12 protein-coding genes and 1 pseudogene are annotated in these 15,806 nt (G+C 68.0%); 6 read left to right on the plus strand and 7 right to left on the minus strand.

All coding sequences use genetic code 11. From position 1 onward, the window contains the following. Nucleotides 1–46: 46 nt before the first annotated feature. Genes ABZ827_RS07420 through ABZ827_RS07430 form a run of 3 tightly spaced genes read right to left on the minus strand, consistent with a single transcriptional unit; the run spans nt 47 to nt 3,311 of the window. The gene (locus tag ABZ827_RS07420; protein WP_357233770.1) at nt 47–1,114 is read right to left on the minus strand and encodes a hypothetical protein; all 1,068 of its coding nucleotides are present in this window, start codon (nt 1,112–1,114) and stop codon (nt 47–49) included. 51 nt (nt 1,115–1,165) lie between these two features. Next, nucleotides 1,166–1,960 carry an adenylate/guanylate cyclase domain-containing protein gene (locus ABZ827_RS07425; protein WP_357233772.1) on the minus strand — a complete coding sequence of 265 codons (795 nt, stop codon included), beginning with the start codon at nt 1,958–1,960 and terminating at the stop codon, nt 1,166–1,168. A gap of 43 nt (nt 1,961–2,003) precedes the next feature. After that, nucleotides 2,004–3,311, minus strand: a complete 1,308-nt coding sequence (locus tag ABZ827_RS07430) for an MFS transporter (RefSeq protein ID WP_357233774.1) — start codon at nt 3,309–3,311, stop codon at nt 2,004–2,006. A 54-nt stretch (nt 3,312–3,365) separates the two neighbouring features. On the opposite strand from ABZ827_RS07430, the gene ABZ827_RS07435 reads away from it, so the two are divergent. Further along, the gene (locus tag ABZ827_RS07435) at nt 3,366–4,367 is read left to right on the plus strand and encodes a helix-turn-helix domain-containing protein (RefSeq protein WP_357233776.1); all 1,002 of its coding nucleotides are present in this window, start codon (nt 3,366–3,368) and stop codon (nt 4,365–4,367) included. A gap of 91 nt (nt 4,368–4,458) precedes the next feature. Next, nucleotides 4,459–4,956: a VOC family protein gene (locus ABZ827_RS07440; protein ID WP_357233778.1), complete on the plus strand. Its 498-nt coding sequence runs from the start codon at nt 4,459–4,461 to the stop codon at nt 4,954–4,956. Nucleotides 4,957–5,025: 69 nt separating this feature from the next. Here ABZ827_RS07440 and ABZ827_RS07445 read toward each other — a convergent pair whose 3' ends face one another. Continuing rightward, a complete protein-coding gene (locus ABZ827_RS07445) occupies nt 5,026–8,184 on the minus strand; it encodes a CHAT domain-containing protein (protein WP_357233780.1) in 3,159 nt (1,052 codons plus the stop codon). Between the two features lie 106 nt (nt 8,185–8,290). Here ABZ827_RS07445 and ABZ827_RS07450 point away from each other — a divergent pair, with 106 nt between their 5' ends. Beyond that, a complete protein-coding gene (locus ABZ827_RS07450; RefSeq protein ID WP_357233782.1) occupies nt 8,291–8,767 on the plus strand; it encodes a hypothetical protein in 477 nt (158 codons plus the stop codon). On the opposite strand, the gene ABZ827_RS07455 is transcribed toward ABZ827_RS07450, so the two are convergent. After that, nucleotides 8,750–9,625, minus strand: a complete 876-nt coding sequence (locus ABZ827_RS07455) for a hypothetical protein (RefSeq protein ID WP_357233784.1) — start codon at nt 9,623–9,625, stop codon at nt 8,750–8,752. The genes ABZ827_RS07450 and ABZ827_RS07455 overlap by 18 nt on opposite strands. A 270-nt stretch (nt 9,626–9,895) precedes the next feature. Here ABZ827_RS07455 and ABZ827_RS07460 point away from each other — a divergent pair, with 270 nt between their 5' ends. The 3 genes from ABZ827_RS07460 to ABZ827_RS07470 all read left to right on the plus strand — a co-directional run bounded on the left by ABZ827_RS07460 (nt 9,896) and on the right by ABZ827_RS07470 (nt 14,829). Then, the gene (locus ABZ827_RS07460; protein WP_357233786.1) at nt 9,896–10,861 is read left to right on the plus strand and encodes a TIGR03564 family F420-dependent LLM class oxidoreductase; all 966 of its coding nucleotides are present in this window, start codon (nt 9,896–9,898) and stop codon (nt 10,859–10,861) included. Between the two features lie 189 nt (nt 10,862–11,050). Further along, a complete protein-coding gene (locus ABZ827_RS07465; protein ID WP_357233788.1) occupies nt 11,051–11,404 on the plus strand; it encodes a zinc ribbon domain-containing protein in 354 nt (117 codons plus the stop codon). 158 nt (nt 11,405–11,562) lie between these two features. Continuing rightward, on the plus strand, nt 11,563–14,829 hold the full coding sequence (locus ABZ827_RS07470; RefSeq protein ID WP_357233790.1) for a protein kinase: 3,267 nt from the start codon (nt 11,563–11,565) through the stop codon (nt 14,827–14,829). 102 nt (nt 14,830–14,931) lie between these two features. Here ABZ827_RS07470 and ABZ827_RS07475 read toward each other — a convergent pair. Together ABZ827_RS07475 and ABZ827_RS07480 are read right to left on the minus strand one after the other, a co-directional pair. Beyond that, nucleotides 14,932–15,024 (minus strand): annotated as a pseudogene (locus ABZ827_RS07475) (hypothetical protein); the annotation flags it as partial. Nucleotides 15,025–15,064: 40 nt separating this feature from the next. After that, on the minus strand, nt 15,065–15,706 hold the full coding sequence (locus tag ABZ827_RS07480) for a hypothetical protein (protein ID WP_357233792.1): 642 nt from the start codon (nt 15,704–15,706) through the stop codon (nt 15,065–15,067). Between the last annotated feature and the right edge of the window lie 100 nt (nt 15,707–15,806).

The raw sequence follows: 15,806 nt of genomic DNA on the forward strand, positions 1-15,806 counted from the left end.
GGGAGAGCCGGTCTTCGCGGCGACAGTGCGCGACAGACGGATCGCCCTACCGCGCTGCTGTGCCGGACGTCGCGGCGGCCCGCATCCGGCGGGCCACCCGGTCCCGCTCCTCCGTTATCGCGCGCCGGCGAGCGGACATGGCTTCGGCAGGGGACTCGCCCGCGGCGATCGCCCCGTACACGGCCACCACATCCTCGATCCCCTCCCGGGCTCCGACACCCGCCGCGGGTGTGATGGCGTGGTCGGCGTCCCCGACCAGCACCACCGGCGGTGCGGGAGCTGCCGCCGAGCCGAGCGGGACATTGCGGGCATTGGAAACGTGCACCTGATCGGTCGCGGCGACCAGTTCCGCTGTCAGCTCGCGGACCGATCCCGGAGCCGCCGCCACGACGGTATCCGCCCAGCCGGCGACGGGCAGGATCCCGGTCTCCGCACCCGGCAGCGGTTCCCGGGTGATCCGCAGAAACCACAGGGCCGCGGTAGCTCCGGGACGCCAGATATGCCCGACGGTGGCCGCCCGCCGGGTACCGGAACCGGCTGCGGCGTCGAAGTGCAGAACGAAGGGATCCGTGGGGCAGTCGACCGCGCGGTCCGTCATCCCGTAGACCACGACATCCCCCGCGTATTCCGTGGTCCGGCCCGGTTCGATACCGGCTCGTGCCACCGAATCGATACCATCGGCGCCGATCACCAGCTCCCGGGTCGTCACCGTATCGTCGCCGAGGCGGAGCGTGGTGCCGCCGGCAGGATCAACCCGGACCTCGGAAACCGGGTCACCATAACGGATCTCGGCCCCGGACTCCACCGCCCACCGGTTCAGCACCGCCATCAGATCGCGACGCAGCCAGAACCGGTGGCCCTCGTTCGGCCGCCGCCGGGTGACGCCGTCGTCCGGGGTGTACCGCAATTCGTCCACCGGGTACGACGCGGCGTGCAGATCGTCCTCCGGCACACCGAGTTCGAGCAGGCCGCGATGCCCCCGGCCATCGAGGATCAGGAAGGCCCCACCGCCCCCACCACTGCGCTGTTCGTACACCGTGACCGGACGTCCGGAGCCGGCCAGGGCCCCGGCCAGAGCGGTTCCGGCGATACCACTTCCGAGGACGGTGACCATGGTGATCCTTCCGTTGTCGTGTCGGCCGGCGCGAGCACCGTCGCAGCGGTTTCAGCGCACGCGTTCGACCGTATAGAGGTGATGGACGCCGTGAAAGCCTTTCAGCTCGACTTCCCGGGCAGCGGTGACAGAGATGCCCGGCCGGTCGGCGACGGCGTCGCGCACTTCCTCGCTCAGCAGGACTTCCCCGCCGTGCGCCGCACCGGCCACCCGGGCAGCCATGGCCACATTCCGCCCGAAGAGGTCGTCGCCACGGCGAACCGACCTTCCCATGTGGATACCTATTCGCACGCGAACGCTTTCGCGGCCGAGGGATCCGGCACTGCCGCCGAGCGCGTCCTGCACGTCCACGCCGCAGCGCACCGCCTGTTCGGGCTCGGCGAATGCGATCATGAAGCCGTCCCCCTGGCTCTTCACGATATGCCCATCGTGCTCGGCGACGTACTTGCCGACCAGCCGCTCGTGGCGGCCGAGTAGCCTGACCCAGGCCCGATCTCCCAGCCGCTCGTTGAGGGCGGTGGATCCCTCGATATCGGAGAACGCGATCACCACGTTGCCGTCGGAGGTGAGCCGGGCCAGATCCGGTCGTTCTACCTGCGCCCATCCGGCCAGATCTTCGATCGAGCTCAGTACCGCTCCACGAAACCCCTTCTTACGCAGCAGGTTCGCGGCACCCCAGACTGTTTTCACCGCCTCCCGTCCGCCGTTCATCAGCAACTGGCGGTTATCGACCCGGCGCTGTAGTTCGTCGAGTTCACGGCGAGTGCGGACCAGCAACTGCCAGAGCACGACCAGTCCGACGGCTTCCAGCACGGCGATCAGCCCGACTACGAATTCGATGATCACAGGGCTCCGCCGAAGGTAGGTGCCGACAACAGCGAGTCCGACCCTAGCCGACAGCGGCCCCCACCGGCACGTGCGACCGGCGCGGCATCCGGAGAGCGCCGCACAGAAGCGCCGCCACCACGCACAGTCCGGCGGCGACATAGAAGGCGAGATCGTACGATCCGTCGGCGTCCCGGATATGACCCGCGCCGAACGCGGCCACCGCGGCGCCGACCTGGTGGGCGGCGAAAACCCAGCCGAATACGACCGGGGTCGAGGGCCCGAACCAGCTGCGGCAGATCGCGATGGTCGGGGGTACGGTCGCCACCCAGTCGAGGCCGTAGAACACGATGAACACCCAGGTACTCGGCCCGGCATCGGGCGACAGCAGCGCCGGTAGCACGAGCAGTGAAGCGCCGCGGCCGAGGTAATAGACCACCAGCAGGATGCGGGCGTCCACGCGATCGGTGAGCCAGCCGGAGAATATGGTGCCGGCGACATCGAAGATGCCGACGGTGGCCAGCAGTGAGGCGGCCAGCGTCGTGGGCATTCCGTGATCGTGGGCGGCGGGGATGAAATGGGTCCCGATCAACCCGTTCGTCGTCATACCGCAGATGGCGAAACTCCCCGCGAGCAACCAGAAAGCGGGCACCCGGGCACCTCGGAGCAGGCCGCTCGCCGCCGCCCCGAAACTCCCGTTGGGCAACGGTTCGCCGGAGGCGCCGGGATCACCGCCGTAAGCCGTGACGCCGATATCCCCCGGACGATCGCGAATGAACAGCAGCACCAACGGGATCACCGCCAGTGCCGCGGCGGTGACGATCATCGACGCCCAGCGCCACCCGACCCGATCGGTCACCTCCGCGACCACCGGCAGGAAGATGAGCTGGCCCGTCGCGCTCGCCGCGGTGAGAACGCCGGTGACCAGTCCGCGCCGGGCGACGAACCATCGGGTCGAGACGGTGGCGACGAAACCCATCGAGATCGAGCCGGTGCCGAGGCCGACCAGTAATCCCCAGAGCAGCATCATCTGCCAGCTCGCCGTCATGAGTACACCGACGCCGGTTCCGGCCGCGATCAGCAACAGCGCCCCGGTGAGGATCGGCCGGACACCGAACCGGTCCATCAGCGCGGCCGCGAACGGCGCGGTGACACCGAACAGCACCATGTTCACCGACATCGCGGCGCCGATCGTCGCATGCGACCAGCCGAACTCCGTGTGCAGCGGAGTCATCATGACGCTCGGCACGGCACGGAAACCCGCCGCGCCCAGGATCGCCACGAAACTCACCCCGGCGACTATCCACGCGTAGTGCGGCCGCCGCCGGCCCGCGCAAGCCGTTGCCGCGTGGATATCGATATCTGTCTTCACGAGAATCCAGCATCCGGTAGCACGTCCCGGACTACCAGTGGCAGAATCGACAATATGCATGAAAATCATGCCACCAATGGCCGGCGCCGTACCACGCGCCCACATCTCGTCGCGGTACTGCTGCTGGAACCGGTGGTGGGTTTCGACGCGACCATTCCGCCGCTGGTTTTCGGCCAGGCCACCGACGACGACGGCACACCGCTCTACCGGGTCGTCACCTGCGCACTCGAACCCGGCCCGGTACGGGCGACCTCCGGGTATTCGCTTGTCGCCGAATCCGGGGTGGATGTGCTCGCATCCGCCGACACAGTGATCGTGCCCGGAACTCAGTTCCCGCCCGCCCGTTCCGCCGGTGAACTCACCGCGGAGGTCGCTGCCGCGCTGGCCACGATCCCGGTCACGGCCCGGACAGTCTCCATCTGTACCGGAGCGTTCGTACTCGCCGCGGCCGGCGTTTTCGACGGGCACCACGCGACCACTCACTGGCGGTACGCCGACGATTTCCGCCGGCTGTTCCCGGCGGTCGAACTCGACGAGACCGTACTGTTCGTCGACGAGGGAAACCTGCTGAGTTCGGCGGGGCTTGCCGCCGGAATCGATCTCTGCCTGCACATCATCCGGCGCGACCACGGAGCCGCGGTGGCCAATCGCGCGGCCCGGCACTGTGTCGTGCCACCGTGGCGCGAAGGCGGGCAGGCACAATTCATCGAGCACCACGTGCCCGACCACGACGAGCGGAGCACGGCGGCTGCCCGGGCCTGGGCGCTGGCCCATCTGAGCGAGCCGCTGAACGTGCCGGTTCTCGCCGCACAGGCCCGGATGAGCCCGCGTACGTTCAGCCGGCGATTCCGGGCCGAGACCGGGGTGTCGCCCGGAGCCTGGATCCGTGACCGCAGGGTCGACCGGGCCCGGGAACTGCTGGAATCGGCCGATCTATCGGTCGACGAGGTCGCGGAGATATCCGGGCTCGGCTCCCCGGACAACCTCCGTCACCATATGCGGCGTGGTCTCGGCATGTCGCCGTCGGCATACCGGAAGACGTTCACCGGAACATGATCAACGGACCCGGGATCGTCACAGCCACACCGGACATATCGCCGCCCACTCCCCCACCACCCGCGGTGGTGCGGACAGAAAGGACCACAGTATGACCGTGCGCCGGCTCAACCACGCTGTTCTCTATATCCGCGACCTCGACCGCTCCGTCGACTTCTACACCGCCACCCTGGGGTTCGCCGTCGCTCACCACAGCCCGGGCCGGGCCGCGTTTCTCCGGGCGGCCGATTCCGATAACGATCACGACCTCGGACTGTTCGCGCTCGGCGACGAGGCACCCGGCCCGCGCCCCGGCGGGATCGGCCTGTACCACCTCGCCTGGGAGGTCGGCACCCTCGGCGAACTCGCCGAGACCGGACGCCGGTTGACGGCGCGCGACGCCCTCGTCGGCGCCTCCGACCATCTGATGTCCAAATCGTTCTACGCGAAGGACCCCGACGGTATCGAGTTCGAGGTCATGTGGCGCGTCCCCCGCGCCGACTGGCCCGATACCGGCGATATGCGGCCCCGGCCGTTGGACCTGGACACGGCAATCGCCCGCTGGGGCGCCGACCTGGCCACCGGCGCGGCAGCCGGTTCGGCCACCTGATCCTTGCCACCGTCGATATCACTCGTCCGGTTGGCGGGCCCGGACGGTGTATTCGGTAGGAGTCGATGGTCAGGGGCCGAAATGGATATGTGCCGCCCAGCGCGACGGCCGGTCCGGAGCGTCGGCGCGCAAACCGGAGGTGGCCCGATGCAGTGCTCGCGCAGTGTCACCGGTCGACAGTGCCGGCAGCAGGCGGGTATAGAAGTCTTCGGCGATGCGTCCGGCGGCTTTATCGGGTACAGGCCACAGTGTCGCGACAACATGCCGGTACCCGGCCAGCTGGAATCCGGCGGCGATATGCACGGTCTCATCGGCGAGCGGGATACTCGATCGAGCAGTCGAGCATGCCGAAAGATACGCGAGTTCCACATCCGGCAGATCCGACGTGGACAGTTCGAAACCGGTCAGCGGCGCACTCTCATGGTCGGTCAGCAGCAGACGGTTCAGTGCCGGGGAGCGGGGCTCGGTCACCGCGTGACACGCGAAATGCGTGATGCGATGCCCGGGCATCGCATCACGGACGGTATCGCGGGTCGCCTGTGTATCGGCCAGTGTGGTCGACGACGGAACCAGCTGCGCGACGCGGCGTGCCTCGGCCTCCGCGCCGGGTAACGCCGGCGCCCCGGGCGTTCGGCTCATCCGGACGATCAGCAGGTCACGGCCGGCCTGCCCGGACGACCGCACCGGCACAGCGGAGCGGGTACGGGCGTGGCGCAGCGCACCGATGGTGGTGGTGTAGGAGGAGACCACATGATGCAGCACCGTCGAAGTGCTGTTCCCATCGTGGTTCCCGGCCGCGTGTAACGGCAGAAACGCGGCGACGCCGACCGGGCACCACCACAGCCGCGGCGCCTCCGCCGCCGTTCGCGGTGAATCGGACAGTAATCCCGTGGCGGCCAGTACCGGCCGGGCGATACGGTCCCACAACCAGGCCAGATGCCCGAGAATCTCGGATTCGGCCCGGGCACCGGCCTCCGTGAACCCGAGGTTCCGGAACGCCTCCGCGCGCTCCTGGAGTTCGGCGTAGGCACAGTCGAGCGGCAACCGGCGGACCGAGCCGTCCACCATGAGAAGTATCGCGTCGCAGCCGAAAGTGCTGACATTGACGACCACGACCGGACCGCCGGGACGGGCATCACGCAGCGACTCGAGCGTCGGCGGACCGAGAAAGCCCTCCATACCGGGCAGCCGGCGAATGCGCGCGAGGAGCTCCTCCCAATGGGACGCGAGCCGGCGATGCCGGGACAGCCGGTCACCGCTGCCGGGCGGTGGGTCTCCGGCAGCGTAGATATCGGCGCAGTACAGATCGGTGCCGCCCTGATCGGATGCGTCGAGTAGATCGCGGAGCCGCACGAACTCATCCGCCGCGTCCGGATCGACCCGCCGCAGCTCACCGAGATCGCCCCGGCCACCCATACTTTCCCGCAGCAGCAGGCCGCGGGACTGCTCCGATACTTGGATCGCTTGTTCCGGCCCGCCCAGCCGCAGAGCTACCGCCGCCGCCTCCCCGGAAAGGCCGGCGAATTCCGCCAAACCGTGCTCGCGGTCCGGCCGCAACAGCCGCCGCGGCGCCAGTTCCGGCAGCCGGGCGATCGCGATCTCGTACGCGGCCCCGGCGATATCGAGCCGCGGCGGGTCCAGTGCCATCGCGACGCGGCCGAGGATACGGTGGGCCAGTACCTGGGTACGTGGTGTGGCCCGGTCGGCCACCAGCTCCCGGCAACAGGCGTGGATTTCGTCGATGGCGACCGGACCGTCCCGGCGTTGCCCGAGCGCACGGATCAATCCCAGAAGCGCCCGAGCCCGCTCCGGCGTTCCCGGCTCGAATGCCGCCACGCTCTCGTGCGCAGCGCGGACCGCCTCGTCCAATACGGTGTGGTCGCCGGTGCGTTCGAACAGGCTTCGTGCGACGGTAGCCAGGTTGCTCAGTGTCGCGCCCTGCGGGTTCGTCTCCGCCGCTGCGCGCTGCGCGGTCAATGCGCTACGAAGAATCTCATCGCTGTCTGCGTACCCCCCATCGCCGGCATCCGTTTTCGATGGGCCGCCACGGGGTTCGTCACCGTCGGGCCATAGATAGTACGGCGCATCCGCCAGGATATGCCGTACGTTGCCGAGTTCGGCGAGCCGGTTCGCCCACAGGACCGAACCGTACGGACTCAGGGCGACCGCCTCCTCCGACGACCGCAATGCCAGCAGAATCCACTCCAGGTCGCCGGTCCGTTTGAACAATTCCTGACAGTTGGCGCTCAGATTGTTCAAGTAGTTGACCCTGCCCGGATGGTCCGGTCCGGCGGATTCGACCGCCGCGCGGCTGATCCGCACGGCTTCCCGCAGGCTCTCCAGATCCCGGGTCTCCTCGTAGTACTCGCGCAGGGCGATCGACAGGTTCGTCGAACAGGACGGCCGAGCCGGATGCCCGGCCGGCGCGGCCGATACCGCGTCCCGGCCGATCGCGATGGCTTCCTCCAGAGTTGCCGGCTGCCGGTCCCGCTGCGTGAACAGTGCGTGCAGCGAGTTGCCGAGGGTGGACAGGGCGCGAGCACGGTCCTCGTGCCCCGGCGGGCACGCCTCGACCGCCTGCCGCGCGACTCCGACGATTTCGCCGAGCAGCGATCTATCCGCGGTCACGACGACCAGCTGGAGCATGCTCGCCGCCAAATCGGTCAGCGCAGTTGCCCGCTCCGCGCCCCCGAGCGATAGCGAAGCGACCCGGCGGCGCTCCACGTCGATCAGTTCGCCCACGACGTCCGGGTCCCCACCGGCCCGGGCCGATGCCCCCAGGCAGATCGCCAACGCCTCCAGAAATACCGGACCGTGGACCGGATCAGCCGACGCCTCTCGTGCCAGCGGTATCAGATGATGCAGCATCTCGGCGTTGTCCGATTGCGCCACCACTGTCTGTGCCACCAGCGACCGGAGGTTCTGCCGGTGCCGGATACGATCGACGTGCCGCTCGGGGAGTTCGGCCACAATCAGCCGGGTCACCTGCACCATCCGGTCTATATCGTCGACGCTCCCGGTATGTTCGAAAAGCATTCGATACGCTGCCCCCAGGTTGACCAGACAGGCCGGCCGATCCGGGTGGTCGGGTGCCATCACCGTCACCACATCCTCGAAGGCATGCTGGGCGGCGCGAATTCGTCGTAGGCTACGGCGTTTCTCGGCGCGCATCAGCAACCACATGGCTCGCCTAGCCAACTGGTTGTGTTTCAACATATCTTCGGACATCCACCACCCCCTCGGCATGGCCACCGTACGCCGAACTTGTTGCGGTAGCGCCGCTATCGGTGCATTCTTGCCGGACGGATCCACCGGCTGCCGGCGAGAGGCGATCATGACCACCGAATCCCAGCGGTTCCCGTGCCCGGAATGCGGCCACCAGCGAACGGCCGACCATTGCTGGGAGTGCGATCTGGATGGAGACGGTAGCCGCGCGGGAGTGGTCGACGCCGTTCTCACCGGACTCACCACCGCGGCCCTGCTCCCGTTCCTGCAGGGTATGGCCACCAGGTCGGGTGAGCAGGCGGTACCCAAGCTGGCCGGTATGTTCCGTCGCCTGCGGCGACGCACTCCCGTCGCGGATACCGGCGTCTCCCACCTCGCCGATGTCGTGGTGACCGACCGGCAGATGATCATCCGGATGCCGTCGCGACTCTCCCCCGAAGACGCCCGCGACCTCAGCGAACTCATCAACTCAGCGGATCGCGCCGAGGGCTGGCGGGAAATCTCCTTCGACGCTCGCACCACGTCCTGGCGCATCGCACCGACCACCGAACCTCCCGGTGCGAACCGGCTACCACCCGCCGGATGAGCCGCGCGCCGGTGTGTCGCTCAACGGAAAGGCCAGCGGCGCCACGATACTCGCGACGACGAAGCCGATAATCACACCCAGCGCCAGGGCCACCGGGCTGTGCCATACGGCGTGCACCGCCCAGGTCACACCCCCGACGATCAACGGCCCGAACCACGTCATCGCGCGATTCCGCAACGGCACCATACTGTAGGTCGTGGCGAGCAGACTCAGCACCAGGGCACCGATACTCATACCGAGGAACACCCCGGCCGCCCGGCCCGGCCCGCCGTCACCGCCGAGCACATACCCGAGCCATGCCCCGACGGCCGATCCGGCCGCGATCATGGCGGAGGCCAGCGTGTCCTGAATGGTCAGATAGCTCCGGCGACTGAACAATCGCCAACCGGCGGGAAACAATTCGGACAAGGTGGAAGATCCGACGAACGCACCGATCGCCACGCCGTCCCAGCCGGCGACGATATAGCCGGCCAGCACACCGACTACCACACCGAGGACCACCCCCGGCCAGAGCATATGCAGACCGTCGCGTTCCGTGCCGTCCGATAACGTGCCGGTCCCCGAATCGATCCCGGGCACGGACTCGGCCCCGAAACCTCGATCGGTCGAATGAACGGCCGCGGCGGTGATCCGGTGGATATCTCGCGGCGAGACCTGGAGGCCGGTCAGCACCTTCGCCAAGAACAGATCGCGCTGCCCCGGGGTATCGGCCCCCCTGTGGGCCACCGACGGGATCATCATCGTCGGCGTTCGTACGAAACCCATTGTTCGGAACATCTTCTCCGCCGGCACATACTCGTACGCAAGCGGCAGCACTGTATCTTTGTCCAACTGCAGCACCGACATTCGGTGATCCATTCCGCCCAACCTCCCCTGCGGCATCCGGTCCGCAATGTAAACCCTACGGGCAGACCGTGTTCGGTGCCGAGGCACCGAGAAGTACGGTACCGACGACGGCATGTTCCGGTGGTCGCTCATCGCCACGCGAGGGGCAACCACCGGAATCACACCGCCACGCGGGCCGGCTTCATCTGGCAGAACGACGCCCTGCTGTCACGCTTCGTATTCACGGTGAGTGCAACGCGACGCGGCGGAATACGACTCCTCGCCCCGAGGGTTGCGGCGGATATGGCACTCAACGCACCGGTCGGAATCGCACTCAGCCCACACTCCGCGGCGGCGAATGCCGTGGACGATGTCATCGAGCGCGCGCGTTTCGTGCAACAGACCGGAATAGACCGGGTCTGGTTCGCCCAGCGTTTCGACTTCGACTCGCTGTCCCTCGCGGCCGTGGTCGGGTCCGCCGTTCCGGGACTGCATATCGGCACCTCGGTGGTTCCGATCAATCCGCGGCACCCGCTCGTGGTCGCGAGCCAGGCGCAGACCGCCCATGCCGCCAGTCATCGGCGCTTCACCCTCGGGCTCGGCCTCGGTGCGCGCGCACTGGAGGAACCGGCGTTCGGTGTCGCGGCGGACCGGCCGATCCGCCGGCTGCGGGAGTATCTGACCGTCCTGCGATCGGTGCTCACCACGGGAACCGTCGATTTCACCGGCGATACGGTCACCGCCGCACCACCGCTTCCGGCCACGGTCGCGGGCGGCGACGGCCCCGATATCGTCGTGGCCGCCATGGGGCCGCAGGCGCTCACCGCGGCGGGCGAACTCTCCGACGGGATCGTGCCGTTCCTGGCGGGTCCGCGCGCCCTCGGCGACGATATCGTGCCACGGGTAGAGGCGGCCGCCGGTGCCGCCGGACGCCCCCGGCCCCGCGTGATCGCGGGGGTCGCGGTGGTGGTGACCGCGGATCCCGACCGGGTACGCGCCCGGGCCGCCGAACAGATGGCGTTCTACGACGCGATCCCGTCCTATCGCTCGGTCCTGGACCGTGAGGGGGTCGCATCGGCGGCCGAACTCGTGGTCATCGGCACCGAAGCCGAGGTGGAGGCACAACTACGCCGGTATATCGACGCGGGGGCGACCGAACTGCTGATCACCCAGACGGACCTGGGAGGAGACGAGGACGAGCGCGCCACGTGGCGTTTCCTCGGATCATTGAGCGCGCCCCACCACCGCTCCAGAGTGTCCGACCGTTGAGCACGGGCCGCTGACCGGGCATTTTCCTCGAATAGGTATAGGGCGGGCCATTCGGCCGACGCGGTCCGAGCCGGTGCGGACCATGCTGGTAGCCGATACCGCCAGTACCAGGACACCGAGGGCATGTGGATGCTGCAGAGACTTCCCGACCGAATCCGAGAAACCGACGAGGTCCACCAGGGATGCCCGGTGGACGCACTGATGATCCGCCGTTGCGCGGCGTGTAGCAGGCTGTTCGCTCCGCCGGTGGCGCGCTGCTCGTCCTGCTCGTCGGATGACTTCGAGGAGGCGGCGGCCGGCGGCGGCGGGTCCATCGTGTGCTGGCGCATCGTGCAGTGTGCGGCTCATGCCCGCGCCGAACCGGTGGCGACGACGATCGCGATCGTCGAGCTCGACGAGGGGCCCTGGGTGTATACGACGATCGAAGGGGACGTGCCACCGCCCGGACCCCGGCCGGTCCGGGTGCGGTTCCGCGCACCGCCGTGCGGCGACAGATTCCCGGTCTTCGCGGTCCAATCGGATCGGTCCACCCGTCCGATCTGACCCGCGGACCGGCCGGGCAACCGCAGCTGCGTCGTCTACGCGGCTGCCGGAGCAGGCTGTGCCCGCATCCCCCCGCCGAGGCCTACAGTTGGTGGTGGCGAGAGGTCAGCAATGTTGCCCAGTGCCCCCAAAAATGCTCGACGGATCGTATTCCGCCCATGACCGGCGATGACCCGCTGCGAACACGTCAGGAGTCGACGACGTCCGTCGCAGCGGAACTCGATGCGGCCGGTTTCGCGGCGGCCGCGGAGATCGGTCGTGGTGGTTTCGGCGTCGTGTACCGCTGCACCCAGCAGGCACTGGACCGGATAGTGGCCGTCAAGATCCTGTCCGGCGACTCGGACGAGGGAAATCGAGCGCGTTTCGTCCGTGAGCAGCGGGCGATGGGCCGCCTCACCGGACATCCGAATATCGTCCCGGTGCTGGAACAAGGGGTCACCGACGGTGGGCGTCTCTATCTGGTGACGCCCTACTACGCGTCGGGTTCGCTCGAGAGTCGGGTCCGCCGGAACGGGCCGCTGCCCGTGGAAGAGGTTTTGCAACTCGGGGTGAAGATTGCGGGCGCCCTCGAGAGCGCGCATCAGGTCGGCATCGTGCACCGGGACGTGAAGCCCGGAAATATTCTGCTGACCGACTACGGGGAGCCGGCCCTGACCGATTTCGGTATCGCACATATCGCGGGAGGGTTCCGGACGGCCGAGGGCACGGTGACCGGGTCGCCCGCGTACACCGCACCCGAGGTACTGGAGGGTGGCACTCCGACGCCGGCCGCCGATGTGTACGGGTTGGGCGCGACGCTGTTCAGCGCGCTCACCGGCCATGCGGCATACGAACGCCGTACCGGCGAGAAAGTTGTCGCCCAGTTCTTGCGGATAACCACCCAACCGCTGCCCGACCTGCGTGAACAGGGTATCGCCGGCGATGTCTCGGCGCTGGCGGAAGCGGCAATGAACAGAGACCCAGCGGCACGTCCCTCCGCGGCCGGTTTCGGCGAGCGGGCCCGTGGAGTACAGCGGCGGCACGGGTACTCGGTGGGTGCGATGGCGCTACGCGATACCCCGGACCGCCCGGTACGCGACGAGGCGACACCGGTGCCGCGGCCGCGCGCGGGGACCCTCCCGGATCGCAGCGGCAACCTCCCCCTCGAGCTGACCAGTCTCGTGAACCGGCGGACCGAGTTGGCCGAGGTGAAGAATCTCCTGTCCACCTCCCGCCTGGTGACCCTGACCGGGACCGGAGGCGTCGGGAAAACGCGGCTGGCGTTGCGGGCCGCCGCACAGGTGACGCGAGATTACGCCGACGGCGTATGGCTGGTCGATCTCGCCGATGTATCCGATGCCGCGATACTCGTCGATATCGTCGCGGCCACGGTGGGGGTCCGGGACGAATCGACTCTCCCGTTGATCGACGTACTGGTGCAGTTCCTGTGCACCCGCGACACACTGCTCGTACTGGACAACTGCGAACAGCTGGTGCAGGCGGTGGCCGAATTGAACGAGCAGATGCTCCGGATATGCCCCGACCTGCGGATCCTCGTGACAAGCCGGGAACCGTTGAATATCGCAGGGGAAGCTGTGCTCCGGGTCGCGCCGCTCTCGGTACCCGATCCGGGCCGGGAACCGAGCCTGAAGGGACTGCCCCGCTTCGACGCGGTCACCTTGTTCGCCGAGCGGGCCGCCGCGGCGGTACCGGGCTTCGAGCTCGACGAGGACAACAAGGGCACAGTGGCCGGGATCTGCGCACGGCTGGACGGTCTTCCGCTCGCGTTGGAGCTGGCCGCCGCCCGGATGCGCACACTGTCGCCCGAGCAGATCCTGCAGCGACTCAACGACCGGTACTCGTTGCTCACGCGCTCCGCCCGCACCGCCCCCACCCGCCAGCAGACTCTGCGGTTGTGTATGGACTGGAGCTACGAACTGTGTAGCCCGGTAGAACAAGAACTGTGGTCGCAGCTCTCGGTGTTCGGCGGTAGTTGCGAACTGGACGCCGTCGAGGGGATCTGCGATGTCGATCCGGCACCGCACATTCTGCTGGACGTGCTGTCCTCGCTGGTCGACAAGTCCGTCCTGGTCCGGGAGGAGTCCGGTGACGTCGTGCGCTACCGGATGCTGGAAACGCTGCGCGACTACGGCCGGCAGGAACTGCGGGACGCCGGCCGGCTCCGGGAGCTACGCCGGCGGCATCACGAGTGGTATCAGCGCCTGATAGCCGACGCCGCGGCCGGCTGGATCAGCGCGGAACAGCCGCGCTGGATCGCGCGTCTCGCACGCGAGCAGTCGAACCTGCGCGACGCACTCGAGTACTGCCTGACCGAGGGCACCGCCGCCGCGGCCGAAGCGGGTATGCGCACCGCCGCGGGACTCTACGAGTTCTGGAACTTTCGCGGCCTGTACGGGGAGGGCCGATCCTGGCTGGACCGGCTTCTCGCCGCGCCGGGTACACAGTCGGTTCCGGTGCGTATCGAAGCCCTGTGCGCCGCGGGTAAGTTGGCTGCCTCGCACGGCGAATTCCCGGCGGCGGAGACGCACTTCCAGGAGGCGCGCGCACTGGCCACCACCGAACCGGACCAGGTGACCCGTGCGCAGATCGCCTATTCCGAAGGTCTGCTCGCGCTCTCCGGCGCCGAATCCGGCCGCGCCCGTGACCGGCTCGAACATGCGGTGGAACTGACCGGGTCGGATCCGACCGGCCAGCTCAGGATGAGCGCACTCACCCTGCTCGCCTGGGCGCATGAGCTGAGCGGCGCGACAGACCGCGCCGGCGAACTCTACCGGGACGTGCTGTCGGTTACCGAGCCGCGCGGGGAGGTTCTGCATCGCGCCGCGGCGCTGCGCGGCCTGGCAGTGACAGAGTGGCAGCACGGCGCGCCGGATCGCGGCCGGCAACTGCTCGAGGAAGCGCTGCGCGTGAACAGCGGGTTGAACAGCACGGTGATCACCGTATTCTGCCTCGAGGCGCTGTCCTGGACTGTCGACGTCCGTAGCGATGCCGAACGCGCGGCCGTGCTGATGGGAGCCGCACAGGGGTTGTGGCCGGCGGGAGCCCGGATGACGACCGTCTTCCACAATCTGTTGAGTTTCCATGAGGACTGTGAGCAGGAGACGCGCCGTGCCCTGGGCAACCGCGAGTTCGAGGCCGCTTATCGCCGAGGCCGGGCCATGAAAATGGAGGCCGCCGTCGCGTACGCCCTCGGAGCACCGGACTCCGGCCGGGCGGCCGGGTCCGGCGCGGCCGGTTCACTGACCAAACGTGAACGGCAGGTCGCCGATCTGGTGGCCCAGGGGCTCAGCAACAAGCAGATCGCGGCGAAGCTGGTGATCTCCCAGCGCACCGCCCAGAGCCATGTGGAACATATCCTGACCAAACTCGGATATACCTCGCGCGCCCAGATCGCCGCGTGGATCACGGAAAACGGCCAGCACTGAGACCCGCGCCCGGCGAGCGATCCGCCAGCGCGGTTCGATCAGCTGGATCTCCAGTTCGATCTTCACGGCATAACTCAACATGCCGGGCAGCGGGCCGCCGACGCCGAAATCGGACCGTTCGACGGTGCCCGTCGCCGAGAATCCGGCGTGGCGTTCACCGTCGGGACCGAAATCGCCGGTCCCGCCCCATTCCACTTCCAGAGTGATCGGCGCGGTAACCCCACCCAGTGGGGGTTCAGCTCTCCGCTCGACCGCCCACCGCCGACCGCCCGAAGAAGAATCCGAGGATCAGCAGGATCATGTTCATGACGATCTCCGGCACTTCCGTATCCGTGAACATCGCGACCACCATCACGGCGCTGAACCCCACCAGCAGGAACGCGCCGATGAGTACAGCGATCGGTTCCCGCTGGAACAATGACCACCGCGTCCCCGAGCGGCGCTGCCGCAAATCCTGAACCACGTTCCGCAATCCGATCTCCAGCGCTGTATCCCTCGCATCCTCGGCCACCGAGGACTTCGCCACCACTTCCTGTGCCCGCAGGATCTGATCCGCGACCATCTGCCTGGCCACCGGGTCATGGATCGCGGACTCGGCCACATACTGGATCCGGTCGAGTTCACGTCGCGCCAGGGTGTCCCTCAACCCGGCCTGCAGTTCCTTGCGGATATCGGCGAGCCGCCGCAGCAGATACGCATCCCCGACAACATCGGTCACCCCGTTGCCGTCGGTGACGGCGAACGGCCGCCGGTTCTCCCCCGGGATTCTCTCCATCATGTTCTCGACCCGGGACAACCACGCCGTGAAATCCTCCGGTGCGGCATCCTCGAAGGTCGAGGGGATACCGAGCTCCTCTCGCATATTGTTGCGGATCATTTCGCGATTCTCCGGCGAAACGTCCCGTTCTTCCCGCGACTCCTTGCGGCCCAACGTTTTTCCTCCCACACTGACCCATATTCGCCGGACCAGCGTACGG

Source organism: Nocardia sp. NPDC019395 (assembly GCF_040632335.1).
Classification (GTDB): domain Bacteria; phylum Actinomycetota; class Actinomycetes; order Mycobacteriales; family Mycobacteriaceae; genus Nocardia.